The sequence below is a fragment of the Dactylosporangium sp. CA-092794 genome (assembly GCF_050948465.1).
In the GTDB taxonomy this organism is placed as follows: Bacteria; Actinomycetota; Actinomycetes; order Mycobacteriales; family Micromonosporaceae; genus Dactylosporangium.
The window spans coordinates 12044836-12069147 of the sequence record NZ_CP192044.1 but is presented as its reverse complement, the minus strand read 5'-3'; the positions used below and the strand labels follow the sequence as shown (position 1 = coordinate 12069147).

Here is a 24312-nt window from a genome sequence, read left to right as displayed (position 1 = left end):
GCTCCCTTGGTTGTGTGGGCTTGTGAATCGTTTCATTTAAACGTTTCACAGGCCCGTCGTGGGCCCACTGTAGTGAGACGTACGTCGATGCGCAACCCCGGGCGGGCTCAGCGGCTGAGCCCGCCGCGGAGGTGGTCAGGCGGTCCGGGGCCGGCGGCAGGAGTAGACGAACGCGGGCGGCATGTTGGCCCACACCGTCCGGCCGAGCACGACCTCCTCGAACCGTGCGCGCAGCGTGCGCCGCAGCCGGCGGGCCGGCGGGGCCCATCGCGTGTGCGTGTAGGCGAAGGTGGTGAACGCGCCGTGCGGGGCCAGGCCGGCGACGACGGCGTCGAGCAGGTCGTCCTGGCGGCCCGGCGTGAACGCCGCCCACGGCAGCCCGCTCACGATCACGTCGGCGTGGCGGTGGCCGCGCCGCGCGAGGACGTCGCGCAGCCCCCGGGCGTCGGCGACGGCGACGTCGACCTCGGGGAAGCGGGCGGCCAGGCGCCCGGCGAACCGTTCGTTGATCTCGATGGCCAGGTGCCGCCCGCGGCCGGCGAGCCGCCGCTGGATCTCCGCCGTGAACGCGCCCGTGCCGGGGCCGAGCTCCACGACCAGCGGGGCGCCGGTGCGCGGCACGGGCGCGGTGACCACCTCGGCCAGCCGCCGGCCGCTGGGCGTGACGGCGGCGACGGTGAACGGGTCGCGGAGGAACTCGCGCAGGAACTCGGTGCGGTCGTCCTGGGTCGGTGGGTTGGCGAGGGTCGTCATGGGGGCGGTGCTCCTTCCGCGGGGGCCGCTCGTTCGTGGTGCGCTCCACTCTCCGGGCCGGCCGGGCGGCGCTCATCAGTCATTTGCCTGCACCGCACGGGACAGCGCGTCCCTGAGCCCGGCGCGCGACGCGACGCCGAGCTTGGGAAAGATCCGGTACAGGTGCGCGCCCACGGTGCGGTGCGAGAGGTACATCCGCTCGGCGATCTGCTTGTTTGGTCAGGCCGGTCGCCGCCATCCGCGCGATCTGGTACTCCTGCGCGGTCAGCGCGGCCGGGCCGTCCGGCGGCGCGTCCGCCAGCCGGTACTTGGTGGCGCGCAGCTCGGCGTGCGTGCGTTCGAGCCACGGCTCGGCGGCCATGGCGGCGAACCCGTCGCGGGCGGCGAGCAGATACGGCCGGGCCCGCGTCGGCGGGCCGGTCCGGCGCAGCCGTTCGCCGAGGGCGAGGCGGATCCGGGACGCCTCGAACAGCCACCGGTCCGCCGCGGGACCGGCCAGCATCGCCTCCAGCCGCTCGACCCCCGCGTCGTCGTCCCGGACCAGGAACTCCGCTCCGGCCTGCAGCAGCGCCATCCGGGGCGACAGCGCGGCGACGCCGGCGGCCCGCATCGCCGCGACGTGGGCCCGTGCCTCGGCCGCGCGCCCGGTGCGGACAGCCGCCTCGACGAGGTCGTACATCACCCACGTGCAGTGCGGCACGTGCGAGGCCAGCACACCGGGCGGGCTCATCGCGGCGGCGTGCAGGAAGGCGGCGTCCCAGTCGCCCCGGCCCAGGGCGGCCAGCGTGCGCGGATGATGCGCGAACAGGGCGGCGGCCGTCACGCCGCGGGGCAGGGCCCAGTGGGTCATCTCGTCGGCGAGGGTGTACGCCTCGTCGAAGCGGCCCCGGCCGGCCGCGACGATCGCCCGGTTGTACCGGAAGTACCACGCGAAGAACGAGAATCCGCCGGCGGCGCAGACCCGCTGGCCCTCGAGCGCGAGCTCCTCGGCCTCGTCCCAGCGCCCGGCGAGGTAGTCGTCCAGGCACAGGTGCATGAGGGCGCCGAGGTGCCGGCGCGGCGGTCCGCCGTCGCGTCCGTGCCGGACGAGCCGCCACGACGACTCGCGGCAGTCGCCGAGCCGGTCGAGGTAGACCGACGCCGTGCCGATCCGCATGATGCGGGTGGGGTCGGCCTCGTCCGGCAGCGTGCCGAGGATCGCGTCGATCTGCGCCAGCGCGGCCGCCCCGGTGCGGACCGGGTCGGGAAAGGTCTTGCTCGCCAGCGTGAGGACGTCGGGCGGCCGCGGCCGCAGGCGGCGCAGGGCCCGGTAGAACGGCTCCCAGTACTCGGCCCCGCCGTACCAGCACAGCAGCAGCAACGTGTGCATGGCCTCGATCAGCGCCGGGTCCTCGGCCCGGTAGCCGTGCTCGCCGGTCTCGATGGCGCCCACGAGGAGACGGTGCGCGGTGTTCACGTCGCCGTCGCCGTTGAGCATCAGGAAGGCGGCCGCGTTGGCCGCGTGCAGCGAGCCGGCGGAGTCCGGCGCCGCCCGGCGCGCGTCGGTCAGCAGCGTCGTGGCGTCGGCGATGGCGCCGCTGGCCTCGGCGCCGATGTAGGCGGCCTCGGCGAGCCGCCGGCCCCGGCCGGCGCCGGTCACGCTGAGCTCCGCGGCGCGGATCAGCGCCGCGGCGGCGGCGAACGCGTCCCCGCGCAGCATGACCCGGTGCGCCGCCCGTTCGAGCAGCTCCGCCACCGTTTCGTCCGGGCCAACCGCGGCCGCCGCCAGGTGCCAGGCCCGGCGCTCGTCGTCGCCGTGCAGCGCGCCGGCCAGGGCGATGTGCGCACCGCGGCGCTCCTCGTGCGTGGACATCGCGACGATCGCCGAGCGGATCAGCGGGTGCCGGAACGCGACCCGGCCCGTCGCGTCGTCCACCCGGACCAGCTGCGTGCGTTCCGCCGGTGCGAGGTCGGTCAGGCCGGCCCGATCGCCGAGGACGGTCCGCAGGACCCGGAGGTCGCCGGTGCCCTCGAAGGTCGCGAGCAGCAGCAGCCGGCGGGTCGGTCCCGGCAGATCGGCGATCCGCGCGGTGAACATCGCCTGCAGCCGGTCGCTGAGCGGCACCACCTCCGGTCGCGCCGCCGTACCTTCGGCGGCACCCGCCAACGTCGACGGCAGCTCCGTCAGGGCCAGCGGATTGCCCTGGGCGAGGTCGAGCACCCGCCGGCGGATCCGGGCCGGCAGCCGCGGGGAGGCGGCGTCGACCAGCTGCCCGGCCGCGTCGTCGTCGAGCGGCCGGACCGTGGTCTCGGCCAGCCCCCGCGGGTCGAGGAAGCTCGTCGTGCCCGCCCGGGCGGACGCCAGCAGGCCGGCCCGGCAATCGTGCAGGCGACGGGCGACGAACCCGAGCACGACCGCGCTCGCCCGGTCGATCCACTGGACGTCGTCGACGAGCAGGAGCACCGGCGCGTCGGCGGCCACCGCGTCGACCAGCAGCAGAGCGGCGTTGCAGACCAGCAGCGCGTCCGGCGGCGGCCCGGCGCCGAAGCCGAGCGCGACCGCCAGCGCCTCCCGCGGGCCGGACGGGAGGCGCTCGAGCTCGGCGCGGACCGGCAGGAGCAGCTCGTTGAGGCAGGAGTAGCTCACGTCGGCCTCGAACTGCGAGCCGGACGCCCCCAGCACCCGCATCCCGGCCGCGTGGCCGAGCTCCGCCGCGGCGGCCAGCAGGCAGGACTTGCCCACGCCGGGCTCGCCCCGGATCAGCCGGGCGGCGCCGCGCTCCCGCGCGCCGGCCAGGAAGCCGGAGATCTGCTCGAGCTCGGCCCGGCGGCCGAAGAGTTCCGTGGTCGCCATCAACGCCATGAAACCAGCGCGGGCCCGGGACTCCGTTGCCCGAAGGTCGCGAACCCTTGCCCAATCCTGCCGTTTTCGGATTTTGGAGTCGAATGACAGATGTGCACGGCGCCGGGATCGGTGCGCCGCGGTGGTTCAATCGCCTCATGTCCCTCGACGAGCTCCGGGACCTGCTGGCCCGCCATGCCCGGCCCGATCTGCGGACCCGCATCGACGGCGTGCTGATCATGAGGGCGGATCACCCCTACCCGCCGGCCCCGACGACCTACGGCAAGGTGCTCGTCGTCGTCGGCCAGGGCACCAAGCGGTGCGGGCTCGGCGACCGCGTGTACGAGTACCGGGCCGGGCAGTACCTCGTCGCGTCCGTCGATCTCCCCGTGACCAGCCACTTCACCGAGGCCGCCCCGGACCGCCCCGGGCTCGGCGTCGGCCTGGCCCTGGACCCGAACGTCGTCGCCGAGCTCCTGCTGCAGGCCAACCCCGGGACCCTCCCGCCGGCCGGCAACGGCGCGCCGCCGCCCGGCCTCGCCGTGAGCACCACCCCCGCCGACCTGCTCGACGCCGTCGTCCGGCTGCTCCGCCTGCTCGACCGGCCCGACGACATCCCCGTGCTGGCGCCGCTGACCAAGCGCGAGATCCTCTGGCGGCTCGTCACCGGCGAGCAGGGCGGCATCGTCCGCCAGCTCGGCCTGCCGGACAGCAGCCTGAGCCACATCGCCCGGGCCGTGCGGTGGATCCGCGACAACTACAGCGAGCGCTTCCGGGTCGAGGACGTGGCGCAGCAGGTGGGCATGAGCGTCTCCGCCTTCCACCGCAACTTCCAGGCGGTCACCGCGATGAGCCCGATCCAGTTCCAGAAACAGATCCGGCTCCAGCAGGCCCGCTTGCAGCTCGCCGCCGATCCCACCGACATCGCCGGCATCAGCCGCCGCGTCGGCTACGACAGCCCCTCGCAGTTCAGCCGGGACTACCGCCGCCAGTTCGGCGTACCCCCCAGCCAGGACGTCCCCCGTCTGCCCAGCACTGCGGGATCGTAGAGTGCGACCTGGTGGAAGGGGGTCGCGGTGATCGGTGTGGGAACGGTGCTCGCCGGGCGGTACCGGATCGAGCAGCACATCGCCAGCGGCGGCATGGGTGACGTCTGGCAGGGGTTCGACCAGGTGCTGGACCGCACGGTGGCGGTCAAGTGCCTGCGGGCGCCGTCGGACGAGCCTTCCTTCGTCGACCGGTTCTGGGCCGAGGCGCGCACCATGGCCACGATCAGCCACCCCGGGGTCGTGGACGTGTACGACTTCGGCGACGACCCGGCGACCGGCGTCTACCTGGTGATGAAGTACATCGACGGCGAGTCGCTGGCCCACACCCTGGCCCGCGACGAGCGCCTCGGCACCGAGGCGACGATGCGGCTGGTCGCCGAGGCGGCCGAGGCCCTGCACGCCGCCCACGAGAAGGGCGTGACCCACCGCGACGTCAAGCCCGGCAACCTGCTGCTGCGCCCCGACGGCAGCACGATGCTCACCGACTTCGGCATCGCCCGCTCGGCCGCGGTGAACCAGCAGACCGCGGCCGGACTGCTGCTCGGCACCGCCTCGTACATGGCCCCCGAGCGGACGGCCGGCGAGCCGGCCACCGCCCGGTCCGACATCTACTCCCTCGGCGTCGTGGCCTACCGGTGCCTCGCCGGCCACCTGCCGTTCGAGGGGGAGAACCTGCTGCAGATCGCGCTGCGGCACGCCAACGACGACCCGCCGCCGCTGCCGGCGGACGTGCCGCCGGCCGTTCGCGAGGTCGTGACCCGGGCGATGGCCAAGGACCCGGCGGCGCGCTGGCCCTCCGGCGAGGCCCTGGCCGCCGCCGCGCGGACCGCGATGACCGCGCCGCCGGCCCGCCGCCGGTCGATCCTCGGCGGCCGCGGTGGCCTGCTGGTCGCCGGCGCCGCCGCCCTGGTCATCGCGATCGTCGTGACGACGGTGGTACTCCTGGGCCGCGGCTCCGACCCGCCGCCCCCGGACCCGGTGGCCCTGCCCGACGCCACGCATCCGGCCGAGGTCGCTGGCCTGACCGGCATCACGCCGGTCCCCGGCGCCTCGAGCCCGGCGCCGGTGGCCGGCCCGGCGAGTGCGACCGCGGCGGCCGGCGCCACGACCCCGGCGCGCACCGCCGGCACCGCCTTACCGGAGGCGCCGGCGAAACTGACGGCGACCCCGGTGAGCGCGACCGCCATCCGGCTGCAGTGGACGGACAACTCCGCGAACGAAACCGGCTTCACGCTCATCAACGGCAGCACGTCACGAACCGTCGGCGCCAACACCACGGCGTACACCTGGGACGGCCTGACCCCCGACACCTACATGTGCTTCAAGGTGCGCGCCTACAACGCCTCCGGCGCGTCGGCCTACTTCCCGGCCGCTCAGTCGGACTGGGTCTGCGCCACCAGCCAGCCCGGCACCGGCCCGACACCGCCGACCAACCTGACGGCGACCCCGGCCGGCCCGACCGCGATCCGGCTGCAGTGGACGGACAACTCGGCCAACGAAACGGGCTTCACGGTCATCAACGGCAGCACGTCACGAACCGTCGGCGCCAACACGACGGCGTACACCTGGGACGGCCTGGCACCGAACACCTACATGTGCTTCAAGGTGCGCGCCTACAACGCCGCGGGCGTCTCGCCCTACTACCCGGCCGCCCAGCAGGACTGGGTCTGCCTCACCACCCCGGCCGCGTAAGGGCGCGTCGCCAGGAGCGCTCCGCCTCGGCGTGCCACCAGGCGGGCGGCGACGGCCCGACGATCCGGGACGCCGGCTGGCCGGGATGCAGCCCGAGCCGCCACAGCGCGGCGGCGGGGACGCTCAGGGTGACGTGCCCCCGCCACCGGCCGGTGGCGTCCGGGCCGCACGCGAGGCTCAGCCGCACCGCTTCGTCGGCGAACGGCATCCAGTCGATGCCCCGCTCACGCAGTCAAGACCGCAGCGCCGCCCCCGGCGTGGGGCGGCCCGGCCGGTTCTCGTAGCCGACGACGGCGATCCATTCGGCGCTCGATCGTTCCACGGCTCTCATGATGGCAGCAGCAGGTCCCACCGGGGAGGGGACGTGGGTCCCGGCGGGTTGGGGCGATCCGGCCACGGCCCGCGTCGAGCACGGCCGCGTCGGCGATCTCGGCGCGCAGCTCCACCAGGGCGGCGCAACCTCAACCGCGGCGTCGATCGCCGCCCCGCGCCGGCCGTATGTCTCCGTGATCATGCTGTCCGCGGTGACCGCACACCGGGTTTGCCATGATCCCGGAACCTTTCGGTACACGGGGGTACATCACCGCTCCAGGATCATGAAAAACCGTTGGTGTCGACGCCGGGTTGCGCATGATCACGGAGACTTCCGGTCGCTGCGCCGCGCCCCGCGGTGCGGCCGGTGCCGGAGAGCGGGCGGCCCACGCCGGCGGCCACGGCCCGGACCACCTCCGCGGGTGTGACCGGCCAAACTCCCCGTCGGTCCAGAAGAACCGTGACACGCACCGCGCGGCAACCGGCCCGGGAGGCATCGCCTCCCGGGCCTTCGCGTGTGGGGACGGGCAATACCGGCAAACGCGGGGCGGCGAGGGGTCCGGGTTTGCAAGATGAAGGAGTTGTGGAGGTGGGATGCCCGGAAAACTGCTCGTCATCGGCGGTGCGGAAAGCCATGACCCCGGCGATGACGAGATCCTCGAGCGCTTCGTGCTGCTCGCGGGCGGCAGCGACGCGCACCTCGTCGTGATCGCCACGGCGAGCGAGAGCCCGGGCGAGCGGGAGAAGGAGTACGCCGAGGTCTTCCATCGCCTCGGCGCCGAGCGGGTCACCCCGCTGCGGCTCGAGTCGCGCGAGGAGGCCAGCGGCGACCTGGCCGTGGCCGCGATCGAGCGGGCCACCGGCGTCTTCTTCACCGGCGGGGACCAGTTGCGGATCACCACCGTGGTCGGCGGGTCCAAGGTCGACTCGGTGCTGCACGCCCGGCTGGCCGAGGGGATGATCCTGGCCGGTACCAGTGCCGGCGCCACCATGATGTCCAGCACCATGATCCTGGGCGGCAGCGTCGCCTCGGTCAGCGCGAGCAGCGTGCAGACCGGGCCGGGCATGGAGTTCCTGCCCGGCGTGCTTATCGACATGCACTTCGCCGAGCGGGGGCGGCTCAACCGGCTGCTCAGCGCGACCGCCATGTTCCCGCACGAGCTCGGGCTCGGCATCGACGAGAACACCGCCATCCTGGTCGACGGCGACGTGTTCGAGGTGCTCGGCCACGGCTCGGTCACCGTGATCGACGCCGGGCAGGCGCGCGACATCACCTGCCCCACCGCCGAGTCCGGCGGGCCGATCGCCCTCTGGGGCGCCCAACTGCACGTCCTGCCGGCCGGGCACCGGTTCAACCTCACCGAACGGGTGCCGATGAGGAGAGCGGAAGAGGATCATGCGCATTGAGAGCAGCCGGCGGTTGCGGGGGCCCAATCGGTATCTCGCGCGCCCCGTCCAGGTGACCCGCGTCCTGCTCGACGGGCTCACCGGCCGCGAGACCTGCGAGTTCCCCGGCTTTGCGGAGCGGCTCCTCGACCTGCTGCCCGGCCTGACCGAGCACCACTGCGCGTTCGGCGCGCCCGGCGGGTTCGTCAAGCGCCTGCACGAGGGCACGTACTTCGGTCACACCGCCGAGCACGTGGCCATCGAGCTGTCCAACCGCATCGGCCGGCGGGTGAACTTCGGCCGGACGGTCGGTACCACCGATCCGGCGGCCTTCGACGTCATCATGGAATGCCCGCCGGACGAGCCGATCGATTCCGACATGTCCGAAAAATTACTAAAAATCGCCATGGTACTGCTCGATCAGCTGCTCGATGAGCGGGTGCCCGAGCTCGATCTGCGTGACGTCCAGCGGCAGTTCGAGCGGGAGAAGCCGGGGCCGAGCACGGAGGCGATCGCCCGGGCCGCCCGCGAGCGCGGCATCCCGGTCGAGCGCACCGGCGAGCTCAGCCTGCTCAGCCTCGGCCATGGCCGACACAGACGGCTGGTCTGGGCGGCGCTCACCGACCGTACCTCCGCCATCGGGGTCGACATCGCCGGCGACAAGGAGCTCACCCGCCACCTGCTCGGCGACGCCGGCATCCCGGTCGCGAGCGGCGGCGCGGCCGCGACCGAGGAGGCGGCCCTGCGCCTCTTCGCCGAGCTCGGGCCGCCGGTCGTGGTCAAGCCCCGCGGCGGCCGGCAGGGCAAACACGTGTACCTCGGCCTCGACACGCAGGACGCGGTGCGTGAGGCCTTCCGGGCGGCCACCGCCGACGGCGGCGACGCGGTCGTGGAGCGCCAGGTCGGCGGGCGCGACTACCGGGTCCTGACCGTCGGCGGCGAGGTCGTCGCGGCCGCCGAGCGGGTCGCGGCGCACGTGGTCGGCGACGGCGGGACCGACGTCGCGGGCCTGGTCGCGCGGGCCAACGAGGACCCCCGCCGCGGCGTCGGGCACGCCCGGGCGCTGACCCGGCTGGAGCTCGACGAGATCGCGCACGCGCTGCTGCGCCGGCAGGGGCTCGGCCCGCGGGATGTCCCCGCGCCCGGGCGGACGGTGTGGCTGCGGGACAACGCCAACCTCTCCACCGGCGGTACGGCCGCCGACGTGACCGCCCTGGTGCACCCGTCGGTGGCCGACCTGTGCCGGCGGGTGGCCGCGCTGGTCGGGCTGGACATCGCCGGCATCGACCTGCGGCTGCCGGACATCGCCGAGGAGCTGCCGCTGGACCGCGGCGGGGTGATCGAGGTCAACGCCGCCCCGGGCCTGCGCATGCACCTGGAGCGGCACGACGTCGCCGTCCGGATCGTCGACGCGCTGTATCCGGCCGGTACCCCTTCACGCATCCCGATCGTCGGCATCACCGGCACCAACGGCAAGACCACCGTGGCCCGGCTGACCGCGCACCTGCTCGCCGGGGCCGGCCTGCGGGTCGGCCTGACCACGACCGACGGCGTGGTCGTCGGCGGCCGCACGATCCAGCGCGCCGACGCCACCGGGCCGCGCTCGGCCCGCGTCGTCCTCGGCGACCCCACCGTCGACGCCGCCGTGCTGGAGACCGCCCGCGGCGGGCTGATCCGCCAGGGGCTCGGCTACGACTGGAGCGACGTCGGCGTCATCACCAACCTCTCCGGCGACCACATCGGCCAGGACGGCATCGAGAGCGTCGAGGAGCTCGTCCACGTCAAGTCCGTCGTCGCCGAGCGGGTGCGCGAGGGCGGCGCGGTCGTGCTCAACGCCGACGACCCGCGCAGCCGCGAGCTCGAGTTCCCCGGGCGCGAGATCATCTGGTTCTCCCTCGACCCGCGCAACCCGCTCGTGCGCCGGCACTGGGACGTGGGCGGCCGCGCGTACCTGCTCGCCGACGGCTGGCTGGTCGAGCTCGACGGCCGGCGCTGGATTCCGCTGCTCGCCGCGCACGAGCTCGGCGGCGGCTTCGGCGGCGCGGCCCGGCACCTCATCGCCAACGCGCTGGCCGCCACCGCCGCCGCCCGGGTGCTCGGCGTGGCCACCGCCCGGATCGCCGACCGGCTGCGCACCTTCGGCCGCGACCCCGCCGACAACCCGGGCCGGGGCATGCTGCTGCGCTGCGGCGACGTGCACGTGCTGGTCGACTACGCGCACAACCCGGCCGCGATCGCCGCGATCAGCGATCTCGTCGAGCGGGTCTGGGGCTGCGAGCGGGCGGTCGCCGCGATCACGCTGCCCGGCGACCGGCGCGACGACCTGCTGCGCGAGTCCGCGGCCGTGGTCGGCGCCAGGTTCGGCCGGGTCGTGCTCTACGAGGACGCCGACCGCCGCGGCCGGGCGCCCGGCGAGGTGCCCGAGATCCTGCACGACGAGCTGCTGCGGGCCGCGCCGGACACCGCCTGCGTCGAGGTCCGCACCGTCGAGGAGGCGATCCCGGCCGCGCTGGCCCTGGCCCGCCCCGGCGACGTCGTCCTGCTGCTGTACGAGAAGATCGAGCCCGTGCTGGCCCTGCTCGAACACCTCGGCGCGCACCCGGCCGGAGATCCTGGTGTGACTGCCGTGGATCTGGGCAAGACGATGGCGTGGACCGGTACCGGCTGATCGAACCCCTCGGCACCGGCGGCATGTCCGTGGTCTGGCGCGCCTTCGACGAGATCCTCGAGCGCCCGGTCGCCGTCAAGCTGCTGGCCCCCAAGCTGCTCGCCGATCCCGCCTCCCGGCGGCGCATCCAGGCGGAGGCCAGGGCGGCCGCGCTGCTGAGCCATCCGAACATCGCCCAGGTGTACGACTTCGGCCACGGCCCGGACGGCGCGCCGTACGTGGTCATGGAGCTCGTCACCGGCCGCTCCCTGGAGGACGCCGGACCGCTGCCACCGGTCGACGTCGTGCGCATCGGCGCCCAGCTCGCCTCCGCGCTGGCCGCCGTGCACGCCCGCGGGCTGGTGCACCGCGACGTCAAACCGGCCAACGTCATGCTCACCGACGGCGGGGCCAAGCTCGTCGACTTCGGCATCTCCGCCATCGCCGGCGACCACAGCGATCTCGGCGACGAGATCCTCGGCACGCCCGCGTACCTGGCCCCGGAGCGCCTGCGCGGCCGGCCCACCACCGCGGCGACCGACGTCTATGCGCTCGGGATGCTGCTGTACCGCGCCCTCGCCGACCGTTTCCCCTGGCCCGACGAGCTCACCACCACCGGCGTGCTCGAGGCGCACCGGCGGGTGCGGCCCGAGCCCCTCCCGCCCCGCCTGGTGCCGAAGCCGGTGGCCGAGGCCGTGGCGCGCTGCTTGGCCAAGTGGCCCGAGAACCGGCCGTCCGCCGCCGAGCTGCAGAAAATGCTGTTGGCCGCGGTACCGCGAATGCCTCGGCCGCGCGCCCGGGGCACCGCGACGGTCGCCGCACCGGCGCGCGCCACCCGCGGCGTGACCACCCGAGCGGCATCCATCCCCCTGCCGCGCACCGGCCGGGGCCGGCTGACCGCGGCCGGCGTCGTGGCCGCGGCGGCCGTGAGCGGGCTGGCCATGTGTTCCCCCGGCGAAGCTGACGGCGACCCGACCTGGGTGGCCGCCGCGGCCGCCCCCGCCGCCCCCGCGACCCAGGCACCCGCCGCGGCGGACTGCGCCGTGCAGTACTCGGTGCGCTCAGAACGCAACGGCGCCTTCACCGCCGACCTGCAGCTGAGCGTCGCCCCGGCCCCGGCCGCCGGCTGGAGCCTCACGTTCCGCGTGCCCGACGGCCAGAACATCGCCGCGATCGACGGCGCCACCTGGCACCAGGACTCCGGCCAGGTCCTGATCAGCGGCGCCGACGTCGCCGCCGACCTCGCCGGCGGCGCGCAGTTCGCGATCAGCGGCGCCTACCGCGACACCTCGGCCCTGCCGACCGACTTCGCACTCAACGGCGCGGCCTGCCGCTCGGTGCTGCTCGCCCCCGCCGCGACCCAGGTGCCCGCCGCGACCCCACCCACGACGCAGCCCCCCGCCCCGACCAAGGCCCCGGTCGCCACTCGCGCCACGAACCCGTTCGGCGGCTCCGACCACGGCGGCGGCCACCGCCTGCGAAAGAAGAAAGGTCCGGGCGACGACTGACCCTTTCGTAAGACGATCGTCGTTTTGTAAGTTATGGCGTGCAACCTTCCTGACTGGTACACAAGTCTGATCCTGGTGGCGTCTCGTCCCCCGACGCGCCGCCTCGCCTTAGGGTGTTGGGATCGAAGGTAGGAGGCACCGTGCGGTTCGAGATCAGCCGGGTCATGGACACCATCGAACAGCGGCTGACGACGGACGTCACGCTGGCGCAGGCCGTGGTCGACCTGGCCGAGGTGGCCCGGTTCGTGGCCCTCGACGGCGGCCGCCCGATCAACCTGCTGCGCCTCGGCATGGTCGTCGACGCCCTGAGCCGCTACCTCATCGACGCGGGCGCCATGCTGTATCCGGTCACCGGCCGGGAGGTACTGTCCGAGTCCGCGCTCACCTCGAAGGAGCGCATGGTCCTGGGCCGCTGGGCGGACGACGGCTTGATCGAGGTCACTCCCGTCGTCGCCGACCGCCCGGTCGAGATCGCCGACTTCACCGGCCTGCCGTTGATCGTGATGCGCGGCGTGCCACCCTACGCGGCCCGCTTCCCCTGGCTTACCGACAGCCCGGAACGGATGCTGCGCCTCACCCCGCGCGCCGGCGGCGCCGTCCTGACCCCCGGCGGCGAGCCGGCCCCGCCGAAGGATGGCAAGGAGCGCCTGGTCGTCGTCGGCAAGGCCACCTTGCCGATCGTCCCGCCCGACCCGGAGGAGCCCGCGACCGACAAGCCCATGGCCGAGCCGGTCCCCGACGGCACCTCGGATTCCGCGTCCTCTCCCTCTCCCTCTCCCTCTCCCTCTCCCTCTCCTTCGCCGTCTGCCTCATCCGCGTCGTCTTCGTCCGCGTCGTCGCCGTCGCCGTCGCCGTCGCCGTCGCCCTCGTCTTCGTCCGCGTCCTCTGCTTCGTCGCGGTCTACCTCGTCCGCGGCTGCCGAGCCGGCCCCCGCGAACGGCTCGGACTCGCCCGGCGAGCGACCGAAGGGCGGCCGCCCCGACGGCCTGCAGTCGTTCACGGCCCGCGGCTCCCAGCGCGCCGGCCGCACCAGGGTCGTCCGCCGCCGCTTCACCCGCGCCGACCCGAGCGGCGTCGGCGCCGCGCTGATGGCCCGCCAGTGGGAGTGCAAGGAGCCCGACTGCCCCGCCTTCGGCAAGTACCGCAGCATCGGCCAGCCCGTGCCCCGGATGCGCGCCGGCGTGCCCGCCTGCCCCCGCCACGGCGAGCCGGTCAAGGACATCGGCCCGCGCCCGGCCGCGTTCGCCGTGGCCATCGTGGTCGAGGACCTGGCCCGCCGCCGCTTCGTCGTCGGCGCCGACCACCCGGTCGTGGTCGGCCGCGACCCCTCCGACCCCGCCGACATCTCGGTCGCCGCGTGGCTCCACGAGGCCGCCGCTGCCTGGATCGCGAAGGAACACCTGAAGCTCTCCATAGCCCAGGGCCACCTGACCGTCACCGACACCAGCGACAACGGAACCCTGATCTGGAAGCGCTCGACCCCCGACAACAAGGAGGAGACCGTGCGCCTCTACCGCAAGTCCTACCAACTGGACGGCTGGGACTCGGTAGAGCTCTACACCGGCGTCGAACTCGTGGTAGGCGACCACCGCCTGCAAACCGTCGTCGGCTCCGAACCGGCCTCGGTCCTCCTCGACGCCCCAACCGTCGCCCTCCGCCTGGTCGACTGACCACCCCACCTTCCGCACCTTCCCCACCCGCGGCCCACCACGGCCAACCGCCATCGGCCCCCGCCACTCCAACCCGTCGGCTCGGCCCGCGCATCGGCTCGGCCCGCGCATCGGCTCGGCCCGCGCATCGGCTCGGCCCGCGCATCGGCTCGGCCCGCGCATCGGCTCGGCCCGCGCACCGTTGGGCTTGTGTGCCCACTCGGCGACCGCACGACCGGTCATCGGCTCCGGCTCTGGGGCGGGCGCCTGTCACTGCGGAGCACGGCGCACCGACCGGAAGTCTCCGCGATCATGCACTACCCGCCGCCGACACCAACGGTTTTTCATGATCACGGAGTGCTGATGTACACCCGTGTACCGAAAGTCTCCAGGATCATGGCAAACCCGTGGTGCGGCCACCGCACACATCATGATCACGGAGACATACGTCCGCTCCGCCCCGCGCAGATCGGATGGTCCGCCCGACGGCTGCGACATCCGCGCCGTTTGCCCCGCACCGTCCGCCCCGCCCCGCCGCGCCCGCCCGGCCGGCGCCCGCCCAGAGCCGGAGCCGGAGCCGATGACCGGTCGTGCCCACCGGCGGCCCTCGACGCCCAGCCTGCAACGGCCGCCGAAGGCCGCCCGACATGAACCACCACGATCAGGCGCTGCCCTGTGGTTGGGCCGGGTCCGTGCGGATCGGGTCCGTGGCCGCGCCGGGTCCCCCAGTCCCGCCCGGGTCTGCGGTCCCGCCCGGGTCTGCGGTCCCGCCCGGGTCTGCGGTCCCGCCCGGGTCCGTGGCCGCGCCGGGTCCGCGGTCCGGTTGGGCAGGGTCCGCGGGCGGCGGGGTGGCGGGGTGGCGGGGCGGTGAGCGGTGGAAGGGTCAGGCGGTGAGGGCCAAGGCGAAGGGCAGCACCCCCTTGGCGCCGGCGAGGCGGAGGGCGCGGGCGGCCAGGGACATGGTCCAGCCGGTGTCGACCATGTCGTCGACGAGCAGGATCGGGCCGGCGGCGGACTGGAGGGCCTCGGCGAGTGCGGGTGGGACCTTGAATGCGGTGTGCAGGGCGCGGACGCGTTGGGCGCTGTTGGTGCGGGAGGCGGCGTCGGTGGTCAGGGCGGGCGGGATGGTGCCGAGCAGTGGCAGGCGGCCGACCTCGGCGATGCGGGCGCCGAGCGAGGCGATCAGCTCCGGGGCGTGGTGCGAGCCGATCGTGACGACGCCGGACGGGCGCTCCGGCCAGCGGTCGTCGCCCTTGGCCCAGTCGGCGAGGGTGGCGACGACGCCGTTGAAGACCTCGTCGGTGATCGGGGTGTCGGGGCCGTTGAGCAGGGTGCGCAGGCGGTTGCCCCAGCCGAGGTCGCTGAGCCGGCCGATCGCGCGGCCGGGCAGGGACACCTCGGCGGGCGGGATCTTGCCGGTGAGCGGGACACCGACGGCGGCCAGGCCGGTGGGCCACTGTTTGCGCGGGGCGATCTCGACGCCGGCGCGGCCGAGGTGTGCGCGGGCCGAGGCCAGGGCGTCGGGGGAGACGCCGGGCGAATACCAGGGGCCGGCGCAGGTGTCGCACCGGCCGCACGGGGCGGCCTCCGGGTCGTCGAGCTGGCGGCGCAGGAACTCCAGCCGGCAGCCGGTCAGCGCCGCATACTGCCGCATCGCCTCCTGCTCGGCCTGGCGTGCCTCGGCGATGCGCGCGTAGCGCTCGGTGTCGTGCCGCCACTCCGCCCCGGTCGACTCCCAGCCGCCCTGGACCCGCCGGACGGCGCCGTCGACGTCGAGGACCTTGAGCATCAGCTCCAGCCGGCTGCGGCGCAGCTCCACCCGGGTCTCCAGGACCATGGTCGACATGGGCCGGCGGGCGGAGGCGAGCACGTCGAGGACGGCGCGGACCTGGTGCTCGGGCGGGAAGGCCAGGGAGGCGAAATACCGCCAGATGTCGGCGTCCTCGCGGCCGGGCAGGAGCAGCACGTCGGCCTTGTCGACGGACCGGCCGGCCCGGCCGACCTGCTGGTAATACGCGATCGGGGACGACGGCGCCCCCAGGTGCACCACGAACCCGAGATCGGGCTTGTCGAACCCCATGCCCAGCGCCGAAGTGGCGACGAGCGCCTTGATCCGGTTGTCCAGCAGGTCGGCCTCGGCGGTCAGGCGCTCCGCGTTTTCGGTCTGGCCCGTGTATGCCGCCACGTCATACCCCTGGGCCCGCAGATATGCCGCGGTCTCGTGGGCGCCGGCCACGGTCAGCGTGTAGATGATCCCGGAGCCGGGCAGCTCGGCGAGGTGCTCGCCGAGCCAGCCGAGCCGGTGCGCGGGCGAAGGCAGGGTCAGCGACCCCATCCGCAGCGACTCGCGGTCGAGCGAACCGCGCAGCACCAGCGCGTCGCCGAGCTGCTCGGCCACGTCGGCGGTGACCCGCGAGTTGGCCGTCGCCGTGGTCGCGAGCACCGGCGTGCCGGGCGCCAGGTCGAGCAGCAGGGTGCGCAGCCGCCGGTAGTCGGGCCGGAAGTCGTGGCCCCAGTCGGAGACGCAGTGCGCCTCGTCGACCACGAGCAGGCCGGTCGTCGCGGCCAGCTTCGGCAGCACGTTGTCGCGGAAGTCGGGATTGTTGAGCCGCTCCGGGCTGACCAGCAGCACGTCGACGGCGCCGGACGCGATCTCCGCGGTGATCGCGTCCCACTCCTCCAGGTTGGCGGAGTTGATCGTCCGGGCCGCGATCCCGGCCCGGGCCGCCGCGTCGACCTGATTGCGCATCAGGGCGAGCAGCGGCGACACGATCACGGTCGGCCCGGCGCCGCGTGCGCGTAACAGGGCGGTGGCCACGAAATACACCGCCGACTTGCCCCACCCGGTGCGCTGCACGCAGAGCACCCGGCGGTGCTCCGCGACCAGCGCCTCGATCGCCGTCCACTGATCTTCGCGCAGCTCGGCGGCGGGGCCGGCGAGCTTCTTGAGCACTTCCGAGGCTTCGTGTCGCACGGGTCGACGCTAGCAACGGGGTCTGACAAAAACGCTAGGTGTAGTCCGGACGGCCGTACCCGGCGATCGGAGCGTAGTCGAGTAGTCGCATTGAGACACGTTCGCCCGCCCTGGGCGCCTCGATCACCCGCCCGTCGCCGATGTAGATGCCGACGTGGCTCACGTCCTTGTAGTAGAAGACGAGATCCCCGGGACGCAGCTCGTCGCGCCGGATCGGGCGGACCGTCTGCTTCTGGCGGGCGGCATTGTGCGGGAGTACCACTCCGGCGGCTTTCCAGGCGGCCATCGTCAGGCCGGAGCAGTCGAAGCTGTTCGGCCCGTCGGCTCCCCACTGATAGACCTTGCCCAGCTGGGAATATGCGAAGCGAACCGCGCGTCCGGCCGCATCGTCGGTGAACACGGGCACCCACCCGTCGTGCAGCGCGCCCGAGGGCGCTCGCGCCGTCTGCGTGCCGCCCCCGAGCCTTCGTACCTGCGCCTCGATCACGGCCTTGCGCTGCCCGAGCTCGGCCCGCTGCGCCTGCTGCTTGCCGTACCACTCGGATAATTCCGTTTTTTCGGATTGCAGTGCGTCCTGCGCGGCCTTCAAGGCGCGCAACGCCTTCGCGCGGCGCCGCGAGATCTGGTCGAGCAGCGCGAGCTGGTCCATCCACGCCTCGGGCGAACTCGCCGCGATCAGGACGGCGGTCGATCCGACGGCACCGCTGCGGTACAGCGCGGCCGCCGTGTCGTCGGTGTCCCGCTGGGCGGCGTCGACCTGCGCCTGCATCGGACCCAGACGCGAGTTGACCTGAGCGAGCCGCGCGTCGGTGACTCGCAGGTCGTCGCGAACGGCGTTGTACCGTTCGATGACGCCCTCGAGCTCCTGCCAGGCGGTGGCGAGCTGCCGTTGCCGGTCCGCGGCGGGATCCGCGTAACCGGCGCTCGGCGCCCCCAGGACAATAAGCCCCGCGACGACGAGCGATGCGGCGCTGCGCAAGTTCATGCGGCATAACCCCACGCGTCGCTAACGTCGCAATTTGGACAAAAGTAACGTAAGTTCCCTCGGTAGGGTGGTCGCATGGTCTCGAAGGGTCCGTTCGTGGCGGCCGGAATGGTCGCGGCCCTGCTCCTGGGCTTCGGCATCGCCCGCGCGACGGACTCGGAGACCGGCGGCGCGCCCGCCCCCGGCCCCGCGACAACCGCCATCCCGTCCCACAGCCACGGCGGCGCGGTGATCGGCGACCTGGCCGGCTTCTCGCTGAGCGCGGGCGGCTTCACGCTGACCCCGTCCCAGCCGCTGAACCTCGCCGCGGGCGCCCAGCAGCAGTTCGCGTTCCGCATTTTGGGCCCGGACGGCCAGCCGGTGACCAAATTCGTCGTGACCCACGACAAGCCGCTGCACCTGATCGTCATAAGGCACGATTTGTCGGGATTCCAGCACCTGCACCCGGCCATGGCCGCCGACGGCACCTGGTCGATTCCGCTGACCCTGCCCACACCGGGCATCTGGCGCCTGTACGCGGATTTCACCACGTACGACGCCGCCGGCCAACAGGTGCCGCTGACACTCGCCGTGGATGTGACGGTCGCGGGCAGTTACGCCCCCACGCGGCTGCCGCCCCCATCGCGTACCGTCGACGCGGACACCTTCACGGTGACGATGGAGGGCACGCCACAGGCCAACGCCACCGCGCCGCTGTCGTTCCGGGTCTTCGCCGCCGGCTCGCCGGTGACGGATCTGGAGCGGTATCTGGCCGCGTACGGCCATTTGGTGGTCATTCGCGACGGAGACCTCGGCTACCTGCACGTACACCCGGAGGACGAGCTCGTCGGGGGCGCGGTCAAGTTCTGGCTGGCCGTTCCGAGCCCGGGCCGCTACCGCATGTACTTCGAATTCCAGAAGTCCGGCGCCGTTCACCGCGCGGAGTTCACGCTCGAGGTCGCATAGTCACGGTCTTTATTGACTCGGGCCGTCTCACTTGCAGACCGTTGCTCCCGCCAGACACCGGTCGGGCCTTGGCGGCCCTCCCTGCCAGCCCCGCCGTGCCAAGAGCAACCACGATAAGTCGGGCGCTCCGCGCCACGACTTATCGGACATATCACGATTTATCGTTATCGGCACGAATACCGTCGATCGCGCGAGCCGCCTGAGCCGCGCGACCGGCACGGCTCGAGGATTTGCCGCTCGAACGCGATCCGGCGGGATTCACCGCGCGCTGCCGCCGATGGCGGTTCCACCCCGCCCGCTTGGACCAGAACTCTCCGCGATCATGCCGAACCGCCACCGACACCACCGGTTTTTCATGATCACGGAGTGAACATGTACACCCGTGTACCAAATGTCTCCACGATCATGGCAAACGCGCGGTGCGGCCACGGCAACACGCATGATCACGGAGACATCGCGCTTCTTGCCGCCCCGCGAACAATTCGACACAGCGGACAAAATCGCATCAGACGGGACACGCAAAGTCTCGGCGCGGATGCCCTCGATCGCGCGAGCCGCCATGCCCCGGCGGGACGGCCGACGGCCGCTGCGGTTGGCCTGGGCCCAGGACCGCCCGCGACGCTCGCAGTGGTCGTTCGGCGCGAGAGTCGCGGCAGGTGCGCCGCCGCCGCTAGGCGTGCTCGGTCGCGAACGCCTCACGCCCGCGTCGCCCCAGATGCCCCGCGGTGGCGAAAGGGGTGTTGTCCCCTGACTCAGGCCACCGAGGGACTCCGCGGCAGTCGGGGCTCGCGGCGGTGTTGCCCCGGGCTCCGGCCCGCCGAGGGGCTCCGCGGCCGCCCCGGCAGCGATCCTGCGGCAGGGCGGCCTCGGTGGCCCACGGGGCTCGCGTCGCCCGAAGGCTCGGCCGACGACTCGCCGCCGCTTCTGCGGCCGCCCCGGCAGCGATCCTGCGGCCGGGGCCGGCCTCGGTGGCTTATGCCTCGGGGCTCGCGTCGCCCGAAGGCTCCGCGGACGACTCGCCGCCGCTTCCGCGGCCGCGACCGCCACGGCGGCGACGGCGGCGGTTGCGGGCCGGGCCGCTGTTGTCGTCGCCGGCGACCGCCAGGGGCGCGGTGGGCTCCGTCGGCTCGGCCGAAGCGTCGGACCGCTCGGCCGAGGCGGCCGAGGCCTCCGCGTGCTCGGTGGCGTCGACCTCGCCGCGGCGGCGGCGACGGCGCTGGCGGCGCTCGGTCGGCGCCTCGGTGTCGGCCGTGGCCGTCGACGACGGTCCGGACGAGCGGCCACCCCGGCCACGGGTCCGGCCGCGGCCGCGCGGCTTGCCCTCGACGTCCTCGAGCTTCTCGGCGGACAGGCCGGCGCGCTTGCGCTCGGCCGTCGGCAGCGAACCCGTGGTGCCCTCCGGGATGCCGATGTCGGTCAGGAGGTGGGGGGACGTGTGGTATGTCTCCGGGGGCTCCGGCAGGTCCATGCCGAGGCTCTTGTCGATGATCCGCCAGCGCGGCATGTCTTCCCAGTCCACGAACGTCACCGCGACGCCGGTCGCGCCGGCGCGGCCAGTGCGGCCGATGCGGTGGGTGTAGGTGTCCGGGTCCTCCGGGCAGTCGTAGTTGATGACGTGCGTGACGCCGGACACGTCGAGGCCGCGGGCGGCGACGTCGGTGGCGACGAGCACGTCGATCTTGCCGGCCCGGAAGGCGCGCAGGGCCCGCTCGCGGGCGCCCTGGCCCAGGTCGCCGTGGACCGCGGCGGCGGCGAAGCCGCGGAAGTCGAGGTCCTCGGCGACGCGGTCGGCGGCGCGCTTGGTGCGGCAGAAGATCATGGTGAGGCCGCGGTCGGTCGCCTGCAGCACGCGGGCCACGATCTCGATCTTGTTGAGCGGATGGGTGCGGTACACAAACTGCTTCGTCAGCGGCGAAGGCCCGGTGTTGCTGTCGTGGTGCGCGTGGATCGTCATCGGCTGACGCAGGAACCGCCGGGCCAGGGTCACGATCGGGTCGGGCATGGTGGCCGAGAACAGCATCGTCTGCCGTTCCTCGGGCAGCAGCGTCAGGATTCGCTCGACGTCGTCGAGGAACCCGAGGTCGAGCATCCGGTCGGCCTCGTCGAGGACCAGCGCGCGCACGGCGTGCAGCCGCAGGTGCTTGCCCTTGGCCAGGTCGAGCAGGCGGCCGGGCGTGCCGACCACGATCTCGACGCCGCTGCGCAGCGCCTCGACCTGCGGCTCGTAGGCGACGCCGCCGTAGAGCGGCAGCACCCGCACGCCGCGGGTCTTGCCGGCCGCGGCGATGTCGCGGGCGACCTGCAGGCCCAGCTCGCGGGTCGGCACGACGACGAGCGCCTGGGGGAGCCCGTCGGCGCCCTCGCCGGGCGCGGTGACGCGGTCCAGCAGCGGCACCCCGAAGCCGAGGGTCTTGCCGGTGCCGGTCGGCGCCTGGCCGATCAGGTCGGTGCCGCGCAACGCGATCGGCACCGCATACTCCTGGATCGCGAAGGCGCGGGTGATGCCGACCGCCTCGAGCGCGGCCACGGTCTCGGGCCGGGCGCCCAGGTCGGCGAATGAAGGGCTGTCAGCGCGCACAGGTGCGCGGGGGGCCACCGTCTCGGCGGCCTCGGTGTTGTCGATCGTCATGTTTTGCTCGGGGTGTCTCTCTCGCGGGAGCGCCCCTGAGTTGCCGGGTGCGCTCGATCTGTGTGGGGCGCGGGCCACACGCGACCGGATGACCGTGGTCGCGGGCTACAAGCGCCGGTTGCCAGGGCTAGGGTCCACCCTGCGGTGTTTCGGTCATTGTACCGGTCAACCGGCTGATTTGCGCGGTGTACCGCGTGGAGCGCGCCGCGTGATGCGGCGGGGTACTGTGCCGACGTGTCCGATCTCACCCCGGCCGCCCAGTCCGCCGGCGAGCCGCCCGCGGAGGCGGTCGTCGATCTGCTGGGCATGCTCGCCTATGGCGAGCTGGTCGCCTTCGACCGCATGGCCGTCGACGCCCGCCTGGCACCCGACCTGCGTCGCCGTGCCGTGCTCAGCGAGATGGCGGCGATCGAGATCGGCAACTACCGCCGCCTGGCCGACCGGTTGTCCGAGCTGGGCGCCGACCCGGAGGCCGCGATGCGGCCCTACGTGCGCGCCGTCTCGGACTACCACGAGCAGACCCAGCCGAACGACTGGTTGGAGGGGCTCACCAAAGCGTACGTCGGCGACGGCATCGCCGACGACTTCACCCGCGAGGTGGCCGCGGTGCTGCAGGAGCCGGACCGCGGCCTGATCCTCGACGTCCTGCACGACGCGCGGCTCGCCGACTTCGCCACCGCCGAGCTGCGCGCCGCGATCGCGATCGACCCGAAGCTGGCCAACCGCCTGTCGATGTGGGCCCGCCGCCTGGTCGGCGAGGGCATCTCGCAGGCGCTGCGGGTGGCGGGGGAGCGCCCGTCGCTCGCCGGCCTGCTCGCGATCCACGGCACCGACTTCCAGGCGCTGCTCCGCCGCCTCACGACCGAGCACACCGCCCGCATGGACGCCGTAGGCCTGAACAACTGACGAATTTTTCGCGCCACCCGCGAAGCACCCCGTTGTCCGGCTTTACACCGATAAATCGTGATAAAGGCGATAAGTCTGGCGCGCCAGCGCCGGACTTATCGCCTTCGGTCTCGACAGGCGAGTCCCAAGAACACAATGCAGATGGCTCGGGCCGCGTCACATGCAGACCGTCGCTCCCGCCAGACACCACTCGGGCCTGGCGGCCCTCCCTGCCACGCCCGCGCCGCCAAGAGCAACACGATAAGTCGGGCGCTCCGCGCCACGACTTATCGGACATATCACGATTTTTAACCATCTCCGTGAGCTGTCGACGCTCCGTCACCGACAGGACGCTCCACGCCCCGCGCCCCCAGTGCCGCCGCCGGAACCGATCCGGCGCCGCACCGCCACCCGACCGAGCACCGCAGCACACCGCCCTCCGCCGCGCGCCGCCATCGAGCGCCGCCATCGAGCGCCGCCATCGAGCGCCGCACCGCCGGTGCTCCGCCGCACGTCATGGCGAGCGCCGCCCCGCTGCGACCAAGGTCGACGAGCGCCGCGGCGCACCGCTCTCCGCAGCGCACCGCTGGCGCTCCGTCGCAGGTCGTGGCGAGCGCCGTCCCGATGCGACCAAGGTCAACGAGCGCTGCGGCGCGCCGCCATCGAGTGCAGCCGCGCATCGACGGCGCTGCGCCGCAGCTTGTGGCGGGCGGCCGCCCCGCTGCGACCAGAAGTCTCCGCGATCATGCTGGGTGCGTCGTTGGCACCGCCGGTTTTTCATGATCACGGAAGGAAGATGTACACCTGTGTACCGAATGTCTCCATGATCATGGCGAACCCGTGGTGCGGCGGCGGGGTGCTCATGATCGCGGAGACATTGTGCTGGCGAAGCTGGCATATACGAAATGTCCGATAAGTCGTGGCGCGGAGCGCCCGACTTATCGTGTTGCTCTTGGCGGCGCGGGGCTGGCAGGGCCAGGGCCAGCGAAGCTGGGCCCCGGCCCGGTGTCTCACGGGAGGAACGGTCGTCAGTTGCGCGGGCCGGAGTCAAAAAACATCAACGGGGCACGAAAAAGGCCCCCCGAAGGGGGCCCTTCCGGCCGGCGCGGCCAGCGTCAGCGGGCGGCCGAGAACCCGACCGGCCGCGGCGAGGACTCGGCGATCTCCACGTAGGCCAGCTTGCCGACCGGCACGATCACCCGGCGGCCCTTTTCGTCGACCAGGGACAGCACACCTTTATCGCCACCGTTGATCGCGTCGGTGACCGCAGACTCGACCTCGGCCGGCGACTGGGTGCTTTCCAGCACCAGTTCCCGAGGCGCGTACTGCACGCCGATCTTGACCTCCACGTCTTCCTCCTTGATCGGGCGCGGCCGTGCATCGACCCGCACACCCAGTGTGGTTGAAGATTAACGCGATCAGGCGTGTTCGCCCTGCAGGGGGAAGCTCGCGATGCCGCGCCACGACAGTGCGGTCAGCAGGCTCTCCGCCTCGGCCTTGTCCACCTGGCGGCCGCCGGCCAGCCAGAAGCGGGCCGCGATCTCGGCGGCGCCGACCAGGCCGGAGGCGAGCAGCTCGGCGCGGGCGCGGCTGACGCCGGTGTCGGCCATGATCGTGTCGGTGATGGCGGCGATGCAGCCCGTCTCGACGCGGTCGACGCGCTCCCGCACGGCCGGATCGTTGCGCAAATCGGACTCGAAAACCAGCCGAAAGGCTTCACTCTCATGGTCGATGAAGTCGAAATACGCCTGGATCGCCCCGCGCACGCGGTCCTTGTTGTCGGTGGTCGCCTCCATGGCCGAGCGGACCCGGGCGACCATCGCGTCGCAGTGCGTGTCGAGCAGCGCGAGGTAGAGCTCGAGCTTGCCGGGAAAGTGCTGGTAGAGCACCGGCTTGGAGACACCCGCGCGCTCAGCGATGTCGTCCATCGCCGCGGCGTGGTAACCCTGGGCCACAAAGACCTGCTGTGCCGCGGCGAGCAGTTGCTTGCGCCGCGCCGACCGGGGCAGTCGCACTGGCCGACCGGCCGCCTGCGTGCCGCTCATCGCCGAGGTCATGTTCACCATCCGGATTTGGG

16 protein-coding genes and 1 pseudogene are annotated in these 24312 nt (G+C 73.2%); 8 read left to right on the top strand and 9 right to left on the bottom strand.

All coding sequences use genetic code 11. From position 1 onward, the window contains the following. Nucleotides 1-135: 135 nt before the first annotated feature. The 3 genes and pseudogenes from ACQPXD_RS52355 to ACQPXD_RS52345 form a co-directional block, all read right to left on the bottom strand. Nucleotides 136-753, bottom strand: coding sequence for a class I SAM-dependent methyltransferase (locus ACQPXD_RS52355; protein ID WP_432832052.1), 618 nt, complete (start codon nucleotides 751-753; stop codon nucleotides 136-138). Between the two features lie 75 nt (nucleotides 754-828). After that, entirely contained in the window at nucleotides 829-948 is a 120-nt protein-coding gene (locus ACQPXD_RS52350) for a hypothetical protein (protein WP_432832050.1), read from the bottom strand. 2230 nt (nucleotides 949-3178) lie between these two features. Next, nucleotides 3179-3586: pseudogene (locus tag ACQPXD_RS52345) on the bottom strand (AAA family ATPase); the annotation flags it as partial. A gap of 146 nt (nucleotides 3587-3732) precedes the next feature. On the opposite strand from ACQPXD_RS52345, the gene ACQPXD_RS52340 reads away from it, so the two are divergent. After that, on the top strand, nucleotides 3733-4623 hold the full coding sequence (locus ACQPXD_RS52340; RefSeq protein ID WP_432832048.1) for an AraC family transcriptional regulator: 891 nt from the start codon (nucleotides 3733-3735) through the stop codon (nucleotides 4621-4623). A 27-nt stretch (nucleotides 4624-4650) separates the two neighbouring features. Further along, nucleotides 4651-6315 carry a protein kinase domain-containing protein gene (locus ACQPXD_RS52335; RefSeq protein WP_432832046.1) on the top strand — a complete coding sequence of 555 codons (1665 nt, stop codon included), beginning with the start codon at nucleotides 4651-4653 and terminating at the stop codon, nucleotides 6313-6315. Here the strand turns inward: ACQPXD_RS52335 and ACQPXD_RS52330 are convergent. Beyond that, nucleotides 6296-6523, bottom strand: coding sequence for a hypothetical protein (locus ACQPXD_RS52330; protein ID WP_432832044.1), 228 nt, complete (start codon nucleotides 6521-6523; stop codon nucleotides 6296-6298). The genes ACQPXD_RS52335 and ACQPXD_RS52330 overlap by 20 nt on opposite strands. A gap of 698 nt (nucleotides 6524-7221) precedes the next feature. Between ACQPXD_RS52330 and ACQPXD_RS52325 the strand changes: the two genes are divergently transcribed. The 4 genes from ACQPXD_RS52325 to ACQPXD_RS52310 all read left to right on the top strand — a co-directional run bounded on the left by ACQPXD_RS52325 (nucleotide 7222) and on the right by ACQPXD_RS52310 (nucleotide 13838). Further along, nucleotides 7222-8034, top strand: a complete 813-nt coding sequence (locus tag ACQPXD_RS52325; RefSeq protein WP_432832042.1) for a cyanophycinase — start codon at nucleotides 7222-7224, stop codon at nucleotides 8032-8034. Beyond that, entirely contained in the window at nucleotides 8024-10681 is a 2658-nt protein-coding gene (cphA, locus tag ACQPXD_RS52320) for a cyanophycin synthetase (RefSeq protein WP_432832040.1), read from the top strand. The genes ACQPXD_RS52325 and cphA overlap by 11 nt, the downstream gene beginning before the upstream one ends. Further along, nucleotides 10663-12168, top strand: coding sequence for a serine/threonine-protein kinase (locus ACQPXD_RS52315; RefSeq protein ID WP_432832038.1), 1506 nt, complete (start codon nucleotides 10663-10665; stop codon nucleotides 12166-12168). Before cphA ends, ACQPXD_RS52315 begins: the two co-directional genes overlap by 19 nt. A gap of 140 nt (nucleotides 12169-12308) precedes the next feature. Then, nucleotides 12309-13838, top strand: a complete 1530-nt coding sequence (locus tag ACQPXD_RS52310; protein ID WP_432832036.1) for an FHA domain-containing protein — start codon at nucleotides 12309-12311, stop codon at nucleotides 13836-13838. Between the two features lie 862 nt (nucleotides 13839-14700). Here ACQPXD_RS52310 and ACQPXD_RS52305 read toward each other — a convergent pair. Both ACQPXD_RS52305 and ACQPXD_RS52300 read right to left on the bottom strand, forming a co-directional pair. Next, nucleotides 14701-16791 (bottom strand): RecQ family ATP-dependent DNA helicase, encoded by a 2091-nt coding sequence (locus tag ACQPXD_RS52305; protein ID WP_432832034.1) that lies wholly within the window; start codon nucleotides 16789-16791, stop codon nucleotides 14701-14703. A 34-nt stretch (nucleotides 16792-16825) separates the two neighbouring features. Continuing rightward, nucleotides 16826-17776: an NlpC/P60 family protein gene (locus ACQPXD_RS52300; RefSeq protein WP_432832032.1), complete on the bottom strand. Its 951-nt coding sequence runs from the start codon at nucleotides 17774-17776 to the stop codon at nucleotides 16826-16828. 75 nt (nucleotides 17777-17851) lie between these two features. Between ACQPXD_RS52300 and ACQPXD_RS52295 the strand changes: the two genes are divergently transcribed. Beyond that, nucleotides 17852-18721 carry a hypothetical protein gene (locus tag ACQPXD_RS52295; RefSeq protein WP_432832030.1) on the top strand — a complete coding sequence of 290 codons (870 nt, stop codon included), beginning with the start codon at nucleotides 17852-17854 and terminating at the stop codon, nucleotides 18719-18721. 973 nt (nucleotides 18722-19694) lie between these two features. Here ACQPXD_RS52295 and ACQPXD_RS52290 read toward each other — a convergent pair. Further along, a complete protein-coding gene (locus ACQPXD_RS52290; protein ID WP_432832028.1) occupies nucleotides 19695-21350 on the bottom strand; it encodes a DEAD/DEAH box helicase in 1656 nt (551 codons plus the stop codon). A gap of 234 nt (nucleotides 21351-21584) precedes the next feature. Here ACQPXD_RS52290 and ACQPXD_RS52285 point away from each other — a divergent pair, with 234 nt between their 5' ends. Further along, nucleotides 21585-22256 carry a ferritin-like fold-containing protein gene (locus ACQPXD_RS52285; protein WP_432832026.1) on the top strand — a complete coding sequence of 224 codons (672 nt, stop codon included), beginning with the start codon at nucleotides 21585-21587 and terminating at the stop codon, nucleotides 22254-22256. A 1094-nt stretch (nucleotides 22257-23350) separates the two neighbouring features. On the opposite strand, the gene ACQPXD_RS52280 is transcribed toward ACQPXD_RS52285, so the two are convergent. Together ACQPXD_RS52280 and ACQPXD_RS52275 are read right to left on the bottom strand one after the other, a co-directional pair. Then, complete coding sequence (locus tag ACQPXD_RS52280) at nucleotides 23351-23584, bottom strand: DUF3107 domain-containing protein (protein WP_432832024.1); 234 nt, start codon at nucleotides 23582-23584, stop codon at nucleotides 23351-23353. A 69-nt stretch (nucleotides 23585-23653) separates the two neighbouring features. Next, entirely contained in the window at nucleotides 23654-24292 is a 639-nt protein-coding gene (locus ACQPXD_RS52275; protein WP_432832022.1) for a TetR/AcrR family transcriptional regulator, read from the bottom strand. Between the last annotated feature and the right edge of the window lie 20 nt (nucleotides 24293-24312).

Excerpts from the sequence above, each read along its gene's own strand:
- ACQPXD_RS52330 (WP_432832044.1), bottom strand. The coding sequence starts at position 6,523 with ATGCCGTTCGCCGACGAAGCGGTGCGGCTGAGCCTCGCGTGCGGCCCG.
- ACQPXD_RS52350 (WP_432832050.1), bottom strand. The coding sequence starts at position 948 with ATGTACCTCTCGCACCGCACCGTGGGCGCGCACCTGTACCGGATCTTT.
- ACQPXD_RS52275 (WP_432832022.1), bottom strand. The coding sequence starts at position 24,292 with ATGACCTCGGCGATGAGCGGCACGCAGGCGGCCGGTCGGCCAGTGCGA.
- ACQPXD_RS52290 (WP_432832028.1), bottom strand. The coding sequence starts at position 21,350 with ATGACGATCGACAACACCGAGGCCGCCGAGACGGTGGCCCCCCGCGCA.
- ACQPXD_RS52300 (WP_432832032.1), bottom strand. The coding sequence starts at position 17,776 with ATGAACTTGCGCAGCGCCGCATCGCTCGTCGTCGCGGGGCTTATTGTC.
- ACQPXD_RS52295 (WP_432832030.1), top strand. The coding sequence starts at position 17,852 with ATGGTCTCGAAGGGTCCGTTCGTGGCGGCCGGAATGGTCGCGGCCCTG.
- ACQPXD_RS52340 (WP_432832048.1), top strand. The coding sequence starts at position 3,733 with ATGTCCCTCGACGAGCTCCGGGACCTGCTGGCCCGCCATGCCCGGCCC.
- ACQPXD_RS52325 (WP_432832042.1), top strand. The coding sequence starts at position 7,222 with ATGCCCGGAAAACTGCTCGTCATCGGCGGTGCGGAAAGCCATGACCCC.
- ACQPXD_RS52355 (WP_432832052.1), bottom strand. The coding sequence starts at position 753 with ATGACGACCCTCGCCAACCCACCGACCCAGGACGACCGCACCGAGTTC.
- cphA (WP_432832040.1), top strand. The coding sequence starts at position 8,024 with ATGCGCATTGAGAGCAGCCGGCGGTTGCGGGGGCCCAATCGGTATCTC.